The organism is Porticoccus sp. W117, assembly GCF_030341905.1.
Classification (GTDB): Bacteria; Pseudomonadota; Gammaproteobacteria; order Pseudomonadales; family Porticoccaceae; genus SCSIO-12696.
This window is the reverse complement of the sequence record NZ_JATAAF010000014.1, coordinates 20,804-35,741: the sequence shown is the minus strand read 5'-3', so window position 1 is coordinate 35,741 and position 14,938 is coordinate 20,804. Positions and strand designations below refer to the sequence as shown.

The window sequence follows — 14,938 nt, the reverse complement described above, 5'->3', positions numbered from 1 at the left end:
GGCCATAACGAAGGGAGTCAATATTGTGGCTAGAGACCACTTTACCTTTAATCGTGAAAACCCTGTAACAGCCAAACGTCCAAAGCGTCCTCCTCCAAGCAAGCCAAGAGGAGATTTAGCTGGTCATGGCCAAAGTATGCTTGCTTCTTTTTCTGCTGCGAAACAGAGTGCTAAAACTCAGGATCAGGGATTTGATGGCCGTTTATTATTCAAAATAGAGATAAGCGACTTCGAGGGAGCAAACCTTGAGGCTATTCCTGGCGTTGAATTAATTAGTCAGGAAGATAAAGGTGTCTTTTTAGTTTTTAGCTCTGAACAGGCACTCGAAGAGTTCGAAGCACGGCTTACAACCCTTGCAGAAGGTGGCACCCCCACTCGTAAGTCTATTTTTGAAGCATTAGATGGTTTTGATGCTTTTACTGCCGAGGATAGAACAGGGTGGGCACTTGGATATTATGGTGCTCCTGAAGCTAATCAGTTCAATGTAGATGTTGAGTTGTGGCCCCTTGGTAAAGCTGCTGACAGAGAGGCTTTGGTAAATGCGTTTGAAGAGTGGCTACCAGAGAATGGTATTACGAAGAAAGATCGTGTCTTCAATCAGTCGATTGTTCTATATCGCTTGGAAGTAAATACCCGCCAACTTGAACAGCTTCTTAACCATCGAGATGTACGTTTAGTCGACCTGCCTCCAAAGTTCAGGCTTGATGTGTCTTTGCTTCAAAGAGATATTCAGGATATTCCAGTAGTGCCTGCACCCGCTGATGATGCTCCTGCTGTTGTGGTGCTGGATAGTGGCCTCGCGACAGGGCATCCATTGTTGAGTTCAGCAGTCGGAGACTCACAGAGCTTCATAGATGGTAAAGGTAGTGATGATGAGAATGGTCACGGCACAATGGTTGCCGGAAAAGCCCTATACGGCGATGTGGCAGCTAAATTGGAGAGTGGTCAATTCATACCGGAGTTGAGGCTTTTTAGTGGTCGTATATTAGATGAGAATTGCGAGTCTGATGATAAGCTGATAGAGCATCAGGTTGAAAAAGCTGTCAGGTATTTCGTAGAAAACTATACTTGCAAGATATTTAATCTTTCCTACGGTGATAGCAATAAGCCCTACTCTGGTGGCAGAATTCGAGGCTTAGCAGTGGTTCTTGATACTCTGGCTAGTGAGCTAGGGGTGCTGTTTGTTGTGCCTACAGGGAATTATCGTTCTGATGATAGTCCTACAGCTTGGAAAGAATCGTACCCTGACTCATTAGTTGATCGCAGGCTGCTTGATCCAGCCCCATCTATCAATAGCATTACTGTTGGGTCACTTGCTCGGTATGATCAGACTATGAGTTCTATGCGTCATCCTAGTGATCCGGCTGAGCAAAGCTTTGCAGCTATCAATCAGCCGTCGCCATTTTCTAGAAGTGGCCCTGGTATTAAGAAATCAATTAAGCCTGAGTTTGTTGCATATGGTGGTAATTATGCAGTCAATACCAGAGTAGATAGCTTAATTCATAATCTTTTAGGGGAAGTGTCACTATGTAAGGATTTTACTGCTGGTCGACTAGTTGCTGAGGATGTGGGTACTTCATTTTCGGCCCCCTTTATTGCACATTTGGCTGCGCGGATTTTGGTTGTTTATCCTGATGCTACGCTAGATCAAGTTAGAGCTCTGTTGGCATCACATGCCAGCATGCCGACTGAAGTGGTGAATCTATTCGGTAAAGGAAAAGATAAGGCATTATTTACAACAGGATATGGTGTTGTTGACGAAGAAGCGCTGTTTCGTTCTCTAGATGATGACTTGTCAATTTTTGCACAAGACTCCTTGAGGAATAAGAGTCATCACTTCTATGAAATACCAATTCCTAATGAATTTTGGGCTGGCAGTAAGAGGCTAAGGCAGATCGCAGTTTCCTTGGCTCATACCCCGCAAGTTAGAACAACTCGTGTGGATTACAAAACTACGCGAATGAGTTTCAAGCTAATTAGGGCTGCGTCTCTGGATGAGGTATCAAAGCGTTTCAATCATGCTGTTCCAATAGAAGAAACTAATAAGTTTGAAGAGTATAAGAATAAACGACAGGTTACAGAAATGTGGAGAAACCACGGGACTCTCCAATGTTCGACATGGAATTTTAAGCAGGTGAGTGCTCGTGAACGATTAAAAAAATTCTTTGTTGTAGTGACAAGGCATGACTACCCCTGGGCTGAGAGTTTTCTACCAGATTTAGAATCATACTCTTTGGTTGTAAACCTTCGAGATAAGGAGAACGAAAGAGCTGAGTTGCTACAGCAAGTTGAGGCCATTCTACAGAGTAGAGTAAGAGCTCAGGTGTAGACGCTAATCTGGGCTGGTCTGGAGATATACGGGTGATTAAGACGGGGGCAAGAAAGCCACGTTCATATACAATTCATATGGATCCTCGAAATTATTTTGAATTTGAGGCTTTGGTGATGGATTTCAAGACCCAGAAAATTATGGGTTTGAAGCATGGTAGACACCACCCTTTGATTGGTAAGTCTCGCTTGGAATTTAAGAGGGATCGTGAGTATAAAGAGCCCAAAATTCTCCACGCCAGTAACAGTGCAACAGGAGATGTTTGGTTTAACACTAATGAGCAGCTTTTTTCATATGACCATTTGATTGCCGTTGATACCAACACAAATCAAGTTAATGGTGCATCGGTATCAATTACTGCTGCATACCATATTATCCCTAGGTGCCGTAATAGTAAAAATGTGTTTTGCCATGCTAGAGTGCTTGCCCTCGTAGAGCTTTGGAATGTGATGGTAAAGCCTGAAAATTTGGGGTGGTGGCAGATTCTACAAGCCATTGAAAAGCATCCCGAGGAGTATTCGGGGAAGATTGGCCTTATTGTAGATTCTGATTTAGGCAATCATTGTGCATTTAATGAGCGCCAGACTCCTATAGTTGCTGACTATTATTTGCCCGACAACGTAACTATTATTTATGGTAGTGATAAGGGAGGGGGTGAGCATCTGTCTACAAAGGCCATCAAATATTGTCATGACTTGGCTTCAGACCTGTATCGAAATAAAAATCTAATAATGAATGTGAAAGGCCTTGCATTAGGGTTGGAGGGTCTATACACGCATATTAGACAGTGGGATGTAGAATCCAACGATTTGAGGCCGTTTTGTTAGAAAAAATGGTGTTACTGAAGTCTGATGTTGGGTTTTTTGTTGGGTTGTATGCTTTGGGCTTAATAGATAAATAAATATTTCAAGTGTTTATATTGTCTATTCAACTCCCGCCGCCTCCACCAAACAGGATTTTGGGTCGCAAAAATCACCTAACTTATTGAAAGGTAAGGTGGTTATTGCGGTTCGAAACCCCTCATTCCGTACATAAGCCAACCGTTCCGAAAACACCAGTTTTAACACCGCGCGCTTGTCCTCTAATCGCTTGGAGGCCCAGAGTTTATAGGGATTTGAGAGGAAATCTAAAGCGGTTCGAAGTGTTTGGCTTTGGTCTTTTACTGGTTTGCCAATATTGGCTATTTTTTCAGCAATCACAATCTTCTCATCCTCCAGGCTTTTAATTTTTTTCTCATAGGCTTTGACGACACTCGGCAATTCAGCGTCGAGGATTTGATCCAGCAGCTTATTTGTTTGTTGGTCAATGCGTTTAAGTTCACTCTTTAACGATTGTGCATGTGATGCTTGTAGTTGTTCTTTATCCTTCCAGAGCTTATTGAACATTCTGGTAGCTACTTTTATGAGCTTGTCTGACGGTTTTAATGACTTCACAAGATCTCCAAACGCACCTTCCATATCATCGCGGCGTATAGACTTTCCGTAGCTACTACAGCCCTTGTTTTTACAGTTGTAATAGGCGTGATAACGATTGCGGCCTTTACTCCAACCCCCAGTAACAGGTTTTTCGCAATCACCACACAAAACGAAACCACGCAGGGGGAAATCGGCATTGATGTTTTTTCGCGCGGGAGCATAAGCCACGCCTAATAAGCGTTCTTGGTTCTTCTTAAAGGTTTCAAAAGAAATCAGGGGTTTGTGATGGCCTTTACGAAAGCTGATGTTCCAGGGCTTATATTCATAGTAGCCTGTGTAAACTATATTGCTGATGAGATCATGGACTCTTTGATCTCGAATATTGCCGTTACTGTCGCGAGGATACTGAGGGAAACTATCCAGAAAATACTTAACCTCTGCCTTAGTCTGGAAGCGACCTGATGCAAACCCTTCCAGAGCCTCTGTAACCATGCTTGCAAAAGGCTCTTTTGGTGAAAGAATTTTGCCGCCTGTTTTGCTTCTGATGTATTCGTAACCAACAGGCGCAGAGAATAGCCAATAACCATTTTCGAGCCTTGCTTTCATTTTTTGGATAACTTGGCGGCGATTTTGCTTGCGCTCCAACTGGCCTTGTGCGGCAAAGATTGTCTCCATAAATTCACCTTCTGGTGTATCCTCGAAGGTATAGTTCAGACATTCTAATTCTGCTTCATAGCCCATTAAGGTATGGCGGAGCTGGAAATGTGCCAGAGTATCTCTGGCTAACCTCTTTAAATCATCGAAAATAACAATATACGAAGTGTGGTCGTTTCTATTCAAGTAGCGTATTAACGACTTCATGCCGGGGCGCTTCATAAAGTCCCCTGCGCCAGTTACATCATCAGGAAAGACTTTTTCGACTTCATAGCCCTTTTCGGCAGCATACAGGCGGCAACGGTGTTCCTGACTATCCAGTCCTCCACCAGTAGTCTTTTGTTTTTTTGAAGACACACGGCAATATATGAGTGCTTTTTTAACTTCCTGCATCAACTCCATCCTTTCCAATGTCATTTTCTATAGTATGTTCTTTAACAATTGCTGATTCTCGGTTAAAGAGGTCGGGAATCATTAGTTGTACGTTGTCCACACCCCAGCCAATATCTACCATCGTTGCCATGATCTGCCACAGTGTTGATAAAAGCTCTATTTCTTGCTCTGGCGTCAATTCGAAATTGGCTAAATCCTCCCGATAGTCGTCAATATCCAGTTTTGCAACTGTGTATTCCTCACTATCACGGGTGATAGGAGGCGACGTAGTAATTCCATGCATATCTATGCTCATGCTGTCTCCTATGGGTTTATGTTGTTATTCGGTACGCAATAAAAGACCCAGTGCAGGGCATAAGCTCCGCACTAGGTTAGACGTGATTTATGGCTGGATAGTTGGCGCGTGTTTTGGCTGCTCAGGTTGAGCCTGCTTTTCTTCACGCATCTTCTTCAGCATGTCGATGTCACGAACATATTCGCGGCCATCAACTGAGTGGCTGGATTTAACGGTATTTACACCACCGAAATCATTGCGCCAGCCGACACCGATCCGGTTTCCCTTGCCATCAAATACATGATGGGTTGGTTTTCTTGAAGTGCTTGGAGAGGTTTCTTCACTCATGGTTTTTTCCTTTGAGTTAGGGTTAAAAAATAACCTTTCTCCAAAATCCCTATAGAACAAATAGAGAACATTTGTTTCAGAGTCAACAAAAAAATGACAGTCTCTAAAAAAATATTTCAACAGTTCCGAAATTAAGGAGGTAAGCGTTCACAGGATAACGCTTACCTCTTCCGAATTTGGGAAACTAACTTTCTTTGTTTGCTTTTCGGCCAAAGAGTTTTCGGGTGATATTTCTTGGAAAAGCATCTCCATAGGCTGGGTCAGGACTGTATCTTCTGACGGATAGCCCTTTAAAGTATTTATCAATTGAAAGCCGTAATGGGCGTTTGCCAGGGCGGGTCAAAATTATATTGCCATTCTTGGCATCCAGATAACGGCGCACCTGATCCGAGTCCATTACATCAACTGTCCGATACGTCTTGGTTCGATTCTTCTTTTCTAGCACGGTCTTTTCCCCTAAAAACTTTGCAATGTGATCTGAGGTTTTCATGTGACCTATTCCCATATACATCACAAAGTCTACTTCAGAGAGAAACGTTTCCCACTCATCCTGATAAATACGGATCATTTGCCCAAGATTTTGAGCAATACCGAAAAACAAGAGCCCATGCTTTCTGCCAGCGGCAAATATAGTTATGAAAGTGTTGTTAAAACCCTGACTGGGAACCTCATCAACTAGCATCAGGCATGGTTTACTATGATCTAGTGTCATTGAAAACGTATCGTAGATCATATCGGTTAATAACTTAGCAAGTGGTGCTAACCCATCACGGATGGATTGAAGAGGGGCTACAAATGACAGCACCTTATCTTTTTTTGTTTGAAGTTCTTCAAGTGGCAATGTGGTCTTGGTTAGTATTTTTGCGACTTGCGGATTGTCTAACCAACCAGTGGCATTAGATAAAGTGCTCCAAACATTGCCAGCAGTCTCACCTGCCGCCTGCTCAAGGGCTGCGACACCGCCCTGTATTGCTGTACCGTAGTTGGTGTTTTCACTCATGGAAAAAAGTAGCATTTCACTGCGTTCTTTTTTGGGGATTTCTACGATTTTCTCATCCTCATCTTCGCAATACCGAATACCCTCAACAATCAATCTCCTTACCGTTGGTAAATTCCAATAAGATTCATCGTAGTTGGAGAAGACATGCAAAATTAGCGCTTTTAAAAAATCGCGTGCTACCTCGTAGAAATATGGCTGTTTAGCTCCACTCGGTAATATAACCAAAGCATTGGCAATCCGTTCAGCCCAGACCACGACACCGGGGCCAGATGTGCGTTTTGAGGCAGCCACAAGGCAATCAAAGACATTGAAATGGGCACTTTCAAATCCAGAGATGTTATAAGGATCAAGGATTACCCAGTTTCTTTTGTCATCGATTGCCAGTCTTTCGCTAATACTTGCATCAGGGTCAATTAGAAACGCCGAGTGTGCCCACTCCGAAAGCATGGTGATAGCATGGGTACTTTTACCAGAGCCGGAAGATGCCACACAAAAGCAGTGCTTCTCTAAATGTGATCCAATGGCTTGTGGCAGTGACCAAAGGCCGAACAGCGTTGCTCGGCCTAAATACAACATACCGGGCCTGTAAAGGTAGGTAAGCGTTTCCAGTAGCCCAGCAAACCCACCTGTATGACCTCGCTTGCCAATCAGAAAAAGCTTTTCATACCAACTTTTAGGAGCGAGCCAAAAGGTTCGGTAAAACCAGCGCCAAGGCAATCGCGGCCAGTAGTGATATTGGGAAGGTGAATACAAGCCCAGCCAGCGCTGCGTGGAAATGGTGAAGAACCGCACTATCCAGTAACAGGCCAGTACCAATAATGCCTCGTCAATAGAATGAAGTGCGAACTGGATAAAGGGGTGTAATTCTGAGAAGTTGGGAAGAAAAGCCAGAAGTGAGCGGAATATTTCCTCCAGATCAGGAATGGGAGGGAGCGTTATGTCTTCCATTACTCACCGCCCAAACCCTGTCATACGCTTAATTAGGGTAGTAACTATGCCAATTGCCTTTACCCAAAAGAGCAGTGATGTGATTATCGCAATCACCCAATACAACACCGGATCGGCTTGCTCAATGGGAATAGCCAACAGACCAGAAATAACAAACTGTGAGGCCAGATGGCCGGGAACCAGGAAAATGTCTTGAATGCTCATGGGCGAGTACCTCCGCCCATGAGCATAACAATGGGAATGTCTGTTATTGGGAAACGCGGATTACCTTTAACGGATCAATGACAGCAATATGATCGGCCCGTGCTTTGTTTTCGGCAAAGCTCTCTTTAACCATATTTGCCTTGTTTCCTTTTGAAGCTGGGATATTGAAACGGTGGGCATAGGTTTTATCACCAATGCCAATGCGTAGTTCCCCCTGAACACCACCGGGGGCGTTGCCTGAGTAGAAGCCTACAACAATTTGAAGCTGTGTCAGGTCAACGCCCTTTGAAAAGACGATGGTTTCCATACCTTGTTCACTGGTGGCCTGGTTGGCTGGTAGCTTTCCCTGCACATCTTGGTAATAGCGCCCCTCAGTGGTCTTATGCTTTGCGAATGACAAAATATCCGCCCCCGCATGAGGGCGGGCAAACAAATCCAGATCACAAGCGCATTGCCACGACAGGCCGATGGTCACATTTTCCGCATGTGTGACACTGGACTGGGCAATTGGCGTAACCGTTAAAGGCCGTTCCTGTATTGGCAGTGCGTTTGTCTGATCGTCTACATAGAGGTGGATCATCTGCAAACGCTCAGTGTCTTCCGGCACATGATTGTGAGGGGGTGCTTTAGCCCCCGACAGGGCACGATCCACGGCTGGAGCTATATCTCGTGTAAAGGTAGAAAATACCCCACCCATTGCCTCCACATAGAGTACCCACCAGCGTTCAACGGCAAATTCCACCCGATCCGAGGGGTAGTTGAACCCTTTGCCGTAAACCTGATGCACCCGCCATCCACGCAGTAGTTCGGGGAAGTCGGCAGCGCCATAGACGCTGACTGCTCTCGATGCCTTCAAGTGCCCATCCCCCGGCACAGTGGCTGCCGCCATACTAAACACCTCGTCTTCCGGCACATCATAGTAGGGGCTGCCGAGGATCAGAATATCACCACCCTTTTCATCCATAGCGCCTGCATGGTTTAAGGCTATATAACGGAGAAACTGGGGAAGCTTGACTGCTCCCGGTGTTTGGGGGCGCTTCACGGCGGCAGGTACGGTTTTAGGCCAGTTAATCAATGCCTTTGCCACTCGCGCATTGTATTTAAGGCGCGCTTTGGCACTACGGTAGGCAGATTTATTCGGGAGCGAGTAGCGACCAATCACTTGAAGCTGGTACGCATCAATAAATACCGCTTCATCGCCCAGTTCCATTTTCTCAGTCAATGCCAGCAGCAGCTCTTTAGACTGGACCTGATATGTCGCCTCATTCATATAAGGTGAGACACCAACCACCAGTGTCTTAGCGTCTGCATTGTCTGACAGGCTCATACCCAGCAGCAGCGCCAAAATGACGATAAGGCCATTTTTAATGAGGTCAACAATCGAAATAGAGCGCCGAACAACCCCGAACCCGCCCTGGAGGGCATTAAATTCGGTGACTTCTTCAATCAACTGTTTATCGCGCTTGTTCCGCAGTTCAGCCAGTTCACCCAGATAGTTGGCGTGTTTCTCAAGGGCTTCTGCCAGCTCTTTTTCACAGGCTGCTAGTTCTTTTGCAAGGTCGTCATAATCCTTGTTGGCGATTTCGGTATCTTTGTCGTACTTGTTGTACAAATCCTCCGCCGCCATCGCAAGAGCAGCCGCTACGAGTACCTCTGTGGCAAGCTGGATAAAGACCAGCAAATTAGAGCCTTTGCCGCCGCTATCGCCATCCAGATCGTCAAGTGATACACCTTCTGTGATGCCGCCGAACTCCATTGAAAACACCACGGCCCAAGCGAGGACAAAGATCACCGTTAGAATATAAAGACCAAGGCTGTAGCGTTTCTTGGAGCGGGGGTCATGGAAAATATTGCCAAAGAACTTGATCGCCATTGACGAACCCATCACCACCATTGCCAGTAGCACAGCAAGCATTGGGTTATCGACGATTACAGGTTCGGCACTGGCCATAATGGCCACATAGGCATTGGTTACTCCGGTGACTAACATCACTACAAGGGCAGATAGCAGCGACACAATGGCGATCTTGTCACTGGTTCTCCATGAACGAAATTTACGCCTTGCAGACGACCCGTCGGGTTGAGCTGTATTGTGACTGACCTTTTTAGGGGTGGCTTTCAGACGGTTTTTCAAGTCTTTGATTTTGGCTTTTAATGCTGAAATCTTTTCACCCAATATTGGAATTATTGACTCCAAAATAGTCATTCTCTTGATACAGGGATCATTCGCGGTTTTTAGCGCCCGCTCTTGGGCATTCTCCGCAGCCTCCACCGGATCAAACGCATGCAGCGATTGACGGTGAAACAGTGTTGTATCGTCAACTTCAACGCGGCGAGAAAGGTGCAACCCCTTTTTAGGGGAGCGCGGCGGGGAAGTTGCTGATGTCGTCTTAACAGGTCGTTTAGTCATTGGTGAAGCCTCTATTCGCTGGTACGCTGACGCTACAGGCGTTTTGATAGCATTTTGGGAAACATCAAGTTCATGTGGCAAATAAGGGAGTAAGCACATCCATGTGCGGTGAGCTAAATTTCTTCATCCTTGTCTAGGCCTTCCATGTCACGCAACTGGTGCCATATGTCGATCAATTGAAGTCGTTTAAAATTGAGGCATTTTCGTAAAGGGCTGCCATTTACTTTTACCTTACGAAATTCCCAGTACCACTTATTCTCTAAATCGAACTCATGGATGATTGACTCTGGTAATTTGTATTGACTTCTCTTTGGGTCGGGCCAAACAATTTTTCCTTTAAAAGCTTTTATCGCCCTCTCGATTTCCAGTGGCACAAGCCGCCGTGGTAAATTGATCCGTAAATTTCGTTGCTGAACCTTGTAATAGGTGCTGGTTTTTTCAAGTTGCTTGGGAGTCTTAACTACTATGCATTCTTTGCTTTTCATACTCTCACCTTGTTCAGTGGTGAAAGTACCGGTACTCTCAGTTAAATCAGCAGTGGCCAGTTACTGATGCCAGCGGGGAATCCGCCAACAGGTTCAGTAAAACAGTTTTGGTTAATGCGCACCGGACACACTTGTCCGGCAGGTAAGAGCTGCCGTAGGGGACAGGTTTGGCTAGGGTAGTTATTGGAAAATTCGTCTATTTTTAATGGGTTTTTGTTGACTTAAAGGCTTTGGCCTGTTAGCTAGATTTGAAAATGGATTTAGCAAAGCAAGCAAAAAAGATCATGGAAGATCGCGAAGAAATGACACTGAGTGTTTTCATTGGTGATGACGATTGCTTTATTAAAAGTTCAATTCTGCTGTTGGATGCACTGATTACCAATTATATGACAAAACACAAAGTATCGGATAAAGAGGCTTTGAGTCATATTCTTGATGCCGCCATATATGAAGAGGCGGTCAATGAGCTTGGGCTAGAATGCGTTGATCGTATTGTGCGAGATTTTGCCCAAGGGAGTGATCTCCCAAAAGAGTGGGATTCAATCAAAACTTTGACGCCGAAGTAGAATATACCATTTCTATGACATAACGCTCCCTCACCTTTGATGAGGGCTGGACTCGACATATGACTTCAAAATTTGAAGGTGAAATCGCAGAAGCACTTGCACAAGAGCTTGGCGCGCCTTGTACCCGCCTGAGCTTGAAGGATGATCCTGAATATTTAGAGGTGTTTGATCGTCTCGTAGATTATGTTGGATTAAAGGATGACGACACAGGGCAGTTTGGAATTTCTGTTGACCCGTCAAATCCCAATAGCTTCTGCGACGATTACTATTGCCGACGATTCATGGGCATCAGTAGAAGGCTTAAAACGCCATACCTGCAATTTAGCGAACTTTTATTAAAATTTGATTCACAGTTAGAACTTAATTTTTGGAGACGTGTTGGTGTACACAAGAAGTTTACAAAGTATCAGGCCGAAGTATTTATTTGTTGTTCTGCATTTTCCCAAAGTGACGGACGAACATTAAAACAACACTTGGCACACTTTTTTAAATCCTGTCAAACAGAAAGAGTTAATCTAAATACCGTTCGGGGATGCGAAGAGGCTGTTTCCAACTTAATAAAAGATATGCTTCCAGATGATCTGAGCGCAAATATCAACTTTACTATTCGTAAAGGGCGCGTCAGATTTGAAAATCGCCCGTATACGCACCGCCCATTCATACCCGATAACCGAGAAAATCAACGCTATGACCAGCCATCTAGCCTACTGCGATGGGATGCTGCTGTCACTCCTTTCTTTGGTAGAGCGTATGAGCTAAATCTATTACAGGCATGGTGGAGAGAGTCGAAAAATTTAGGAGTAAGTTGTCAGCTTATCGTTGGTGAGGGTGGCGTTGGCAAGACAAGACTAGCCGCCGAATTTGCCAAAAGTGTCCGAAGTGAAAACTGGGCCGTGGGGTTTATGAAGCTTGGCGATGACGACTATTATGGCACATGGGAATGTGGTGAAACCGGCATTCTAATTATTCTGGACTACCCCGAAGAGCGCCCGCATGAACTGAAAGATTTGATGTCTAAGCTAGTTTCCATCGACACCCAGGGAAAAAAGCTACGATTGTTGATCGCTGGCCGAAGCAAAGAGTTGGTTCAATCTCTGAGTTTCGATGGGCAAAGTCTATTTGCTCGCTCAATCTGCCTTCAAGGATTCCGCAAGGATAGTAACTCAGGCTGGGACGTTTTCAAAAGTGCATTAGACGCTTTTACGGAAATTAAGCTTAACGCTAAGGCTTCAAAAAATTTCGTCAAGGTGCCTTTGAGTCGTGAAGATTTTAATGAATGGCATAACGAAGGTGTTCACTCACGACCCATTTTTGTTTTAGCTCTTGCATTTTATTTGATAGATGAAAATAGAGAGCAATGGCTAGTGATGTCCGACCTTAGAAGTGATGTTCTTATTCGGTATCTTAGTAACCGAGAGGCTCGTTTGATTGAAAGGCAAGTGCAGGGTGTAAATAAAAAAATAGATGCGAACAGCCGGAAAATAGATGTAAGAATAGCGGTCTTAATCCAAGCGGTAGCCGCAATACCTGGCACGCTCGATATGCTTAGTCTTGATTGTTTTTACGAAGATCTGGCTGATTTTTTAATGGGCTATACGATTGAAGATGTGAAGGCGGTATCAAAAATCAGTTTCGCTTTTACAGGAAAAATTACTAGCCTTGAGCCTGACATTCTTGCAGCAGATTTCTTGGTATATGCGTTGGATAAGTATGCATTTCATGAAGACTCGGGCTGGATTTTAGCCGGACTTGGATTGAGGCACGCCAGCAAGCTGGCGACAGAGAGCGTTGTTAGCAGGTTCCATCGACTTGGAAGATTGGTGCACGATAGTGAATTATTGACATCTACATCCCAAAAGAAATGCATCTGGGAAGGTCGAATGGATCAAGTAAGCAAGCATCTGCAAGATAGGCCGGAGAGTTGTTATTTCATTGCAGATTACTGTCTTGCCAACCGTGTTTCTGTTCATTTGGGGGCACTCGCAGTTTCTGCTCTTGAATATACTTCTAAAAATACATCTTCCCAAAATCAAAGACTCTACTATTTGACGAGTATTGGCATAACTTACTCAGCTTTAGGTCAGTACGAGAAGGCGATGGATGCTTTTCAATATGTTGCAGATAGATATTCATATCTTGCCAACGATGATCCAGAAAAGTATGAGGCTAGCTTGGCGAGAAGCCTACATGACTTAACCGACTGTTTGCTTCAGCAGGGATATTCAGAAAATATTCAAGAAGCCATTCAGAAGTCACTTGATATCCATGAGCACTTAGCGAAGATCAACCCACAAGAGTTTGAACCTTATTGGGCCAGAAGCTTACATAATTTATCGGTATGTTTATCTTCTCTTGGTTATGTAGATGACGCCATTAAGGCGATTGAAAAAGCGGTTCATGTTCATGAACGACTTTGTCAAAAAAATCCTGGCCAATATGAGCCAGGCTTGGCTGACAGCCTTCACTGCTTGGCAAGTCGGTTAAACCAGAAAGGAAAAATCAATGAGGCACTTTCTGTAATTGGAAACGCTGTTAAAACCTACAGACACTTGGCTTTCAAGAATCCTGAAATATACGAAATATTATTGGCGGGAAGTTTAAATAACCAGTCTAACTATTTACTCGCAAGCGGATTTCTTGATGAGTCGATTAAGTCCTTACGGGAAGCTCTCGATATCTATGAGCCGTTTGCTCGAATATACCCTGAGAAGTTTGAAATAAGTTATGCTGGTGGACTTTATAACTTGTGTAGGCTTCTCATTAGAAAGGGAGAGTTTCAAAGCGCGCTCGATAATATTCAAACTGCTATTTCTGTGTTTGAAAATCTTACGATTTCTAATGCCAGCAGATATGAACCTATCTTGATAGGCTCACGGAATTATTTGGGTTTTTGTTTAGCAAATACGAGTGAAGTAGAGGAGTCAATCAAAACATTTGAATATATCTATCATCGGTACTATGACACCAACTACAAAGATGAATTTGCGATTTACATGGAGAATAGCCAGCAAATGCTAGTTGAGATCATGGCTCGCTTTAAAACGAATTTAGATGATGGTCAAATATCGAGAATTCAGGTGTTGATTAACCGGACAAGTAATCCTAATAAAGAATAAATCTTATATAAGGCGAAGTTTTTAGCTTTTGCCACTAACTGATGCAATACGCTGATGGTGTGGTGATCCCGCGATGCGCAAGCTGTGCAGTGTAATACAATATCCGACCAAAATAGTCGGAAATTATATTGCTGTTCTGATTTTTCAAATCAGAACATACACTGCGCTTGTCAAGGAAACCCGCTGCGCGTTTCCGTTGAATCCTTCCGGCATGATGCAGCTCTGGCATTGAGTCAGAGCCGCACCAGCAAACGTATCACCGTTTGATCCCTCGCAGGACTTGGGGGTATCTGCCCCCCACCTGCACCGAGCCACAGACAATTCCATTGAGGCCAATCGCCGCCGATTGGATGCCGTGAGCCTTTCGATGCTCAACCCCGCCCACCGTTTCGCCAGTGGATGACGACCAAGGTAGCTCCTTGGATGGCTTATGGTGCTTTTCACCGATGCCCATGAGGGTTCGTGTGGGTATATTGCTTAAGTGTATTGCGTGACGCTACACAATACGATAGTGTGGTCAAATATTAACCAGCTTGAAGTTTGAACCATAGCAATATGACTGAAAATGATAGGCAAAGTGACTGGCCTCAACACAAGATGCTTGTGATGGATCGGCTAGAAAGGCTTGAGCACCAGCAGCAAAATACTCAGCAGCAGGTTCAGTCTTTAAGCCAAGATACATTGGCGCTTCAGTATGAAGCCGCTATGTACGGCACTTTTGCAGGGCTTGTACCTACTCTCGTCTTTCTTGTGATTGCTTACCTCAAATTTCACAACAAAATAAAAGATAATTGAG

At 44.4% G+C, this 14,938-nt stretch carries 12 protein-coding genes; 5 read left to right on the top strand and 7 right to left on the bottom strand.

Going from position 1 to position 14,938, the window contains the following annotated elements; translation table 11 throughout:
• Positions 1-25: 25 nt before the first annotated feature.
• A complete protein-coding gene (locus QSV34_RS10645) occupies positions 26-2,329 on the top strand; it encodes a S8 family peptidase (RefSeq protein ID WP_289154572.1) in 2,304 nt (767 codons plus the stop codon).
• Between the two features lie 32 nt (positions 2,330-2,361).
• Positions 2,362-3,156: a hypothetical protein gene (locus QSV34_RS10640; protein ID WP_289154570.1), complete on the top strand. Its 795-nt coding sequence runs from the start codon at positions 2,362-2,364 to the stop codon at positions 3,154-3,156.
• A 96-nt stretch (positions 3,157-3,252) separates the two neighbouring features.
• On the opposite strand, the gene QSV34_RS10635 is transcribed toward QSV34_RS10640, so the two are convergent.
• The 7 genes from QSV34_RS10635 to QSV34_RS10605 all read right to left on the bottom strand — a co-directional run bounded on the left by QSV34_RS10635 (position 3,253) and on the right by QSV34_RS10605 (position 10,460).
• Entirely contained in the window at positions 3,253-4,791 is a 1,539-nt protein-coding gene (locus tag QSV34_RS10635) for a recombinase family protein (protein ID WP_289154569.1), read from the bottom strand.
• Positions 4,778-5,086: a hypothetical protein gene (locus tag QSV34_RS10630; RefSeq protein WP_289154567.1), complete on the bottom strand. Its 309-nt coding sequence runs from the start codon at positions 5,084-5,086 to the stop codon at positions 4,778-4,780. The genes QSV34_RS10635 and QSV34_RS10630 overlap by 14 nt, the downstream gene beginning before the upstream one ends.
• 87 nt (positions 5,087-5,173) lie before the next feature.
• Positions 5,174-5,413, bottom strand: coding sequence for a hypothetical protein (locus QSV34_RS10625; RefSeq protein WP_289154565.1), 240 nt, complete (start codon positions 5,411-5,413; stop codon positions 5,174-5,176).
• A 184-nt stretch (positions 5,414-5,597) separates the two neighbouring features.
• Positions 5,598-7,361, bottom strand: coding sequence for a type IV secretory system conjugative DNA transfer family protein (locus tag QSV34_RS10620; protein ID WP_289154563.1), 1,764 nt, complete (start codon positions 7,359-7,361; stop codon positions 5,598-5,600).
• A gap of 3 nt (positions 7,362-7,364) precedes the next feature.
• Positions 7,365-7,565 carry a hypothetical protein gene (locus tag QSV34_RS10615; RefSeq protein WP_289154561.1) on the bottom strand — a complete coding sequence of 67 codons (201 nt, stop codon included), beginning with the start codon at positions 7,563-7,565 and terminating at the stop codon, positions 7,365-7,367.
• 43 nt (positions 7,566-7,608) lie between these two features.
• Positions 7,609-9,975 (bottom strand): hypothetical protein, encoded by a 2,367-nt coding sequence (locus QSV34_RS10610; RefSeq protein ID WP_289154559.1) that lies wholly within the window; start codon positions 9,973-9,975, stop codon positions 7,609-7,611.
• Between the two features lie 113 nt (positions 9,976-10,088).
• A complete protein-coding gene (locus tag QSV34_RS10605; RefSeq protein ID WP_289154557.1) occupies positions 10,089-10,460 on the bottom strand; it encodes a hypothetical protein in 372 nt (123 codons plus the stop codon).
• 254 nt (positions 10,461-10,714) lie between these two features.
• Here QSV34_RS10605 and QSV34_RS10600 point away from each other — a divergent pair, with 254 nt between their 5' ends.
• The 3 genes from QSV34_RS10600 (at position 10,715) to QSV34_RS10590 (ending at position 14,937) form a co-directional block, all read left to right on the top strand.
• On the top strand, positions 10,715-11,026 hold the full coding sequence (locus tag QSV34_RS10600; RefSeq protein WP_289154554.1) for a hypothetical protein: 312 nt from the start codon (positions 10,715-10,717) through the stop codon (positions 11,024-11,026).
• Between the two features lie 59 nt (positions 11,027-11,085).
• The gene (locus QSV34_RS10595; RefSeq protein WP_289154551.1) at positions 11,086-14,142 is read left to right on the top strand and encodes a tetratricopeptide repeat protein; all 3,057 of its coding nucleotides are present in this window, start codon (positions 11,086-11,088) and stop codon (positions 14,140-14,142) included.
• Between the two features lie 555 nt (positions 14,143-14,697).
• Positions 14,698-14,937, top strand: coding sequence for a hypothetical protein (locus QSV34_RS10590; RefSeq protein ID WP_289154548.1), 240 nt, complete (start codon positions 14,698-14,700; stop codon positions 14,935-14,937).
• Position 14,938: the final 1 nt, after the last annotated feature.

Coding starts and splice junctions, on each gene's coding strand:
- QSV34_RS10635 (WP_289154569.1), bottom strand. CDS start 4,791: ATGCAGGAAGTTAAAAAAGCACTCATATATTGCCGTGTGTCTTCAAAA.
- QSV34_RS10630 (WP_289154567.1), bottom strand. CDS start 5,086: ATGAGCATAGATATGCATGGAATTACTACGTCGCCTCCTATCACCCGT.
- QSV34_RS10625 (WP_289154565.1), bottom strand. CDS start 5,413: ATGAGTGAAGAAACCTCTCCAAGCACTTCAAGAAAACCAACCCATCAT.
- QSV34_RS10620 (WP_289154563.1), bottom strand. CDS start 7,361: ATGGAAGACATAACGCTCCCTCCCATTCCTGATCTGGAGGAAATATTC.
- QSV34_RS10615 (WP_289154561.1), bottom strand. CDS start 7,565: ATGAGCATTCAAGACATTTTCCTGGTTCCCGGCCATCTGGCCTCACAG.
- QSV34_RS10610 (WP_289154559.1), bottom strand. CDS start 9,975: ATGACTAAACGACCTGTTAAGACGACATCAGCAACTTCCCCGCCGCGC.
- QSV34_RS10605 (WP_289154557.1), bottom strand. CDS start 10,460: ATGAAAAGCAAAGAATGCATAGTAGTTAAGACTCCCAAGCAACTTGAA.
- QSV34_RS10600 (WP_289154554.1), top strand. CDS start 10,715: ATGGATTTAGCAAAGCAAGCAAAAAAGATCATGGAAGATCGCGAAGAA.
- QSV34_RS10595 (WP_289154551.1), top strand. CDS start 11,086: ATGACTTCAAAATTTGAAGGTGAAATCGCAGAAGCACTTGCACAAGAG.
- QSV34_RS10590 (WP_289154548.1), top strand. CDS start 14,698: ATGACTGAAAATGATAGGCAAAGTGACTGGCCTCAACACAAGATGCTT.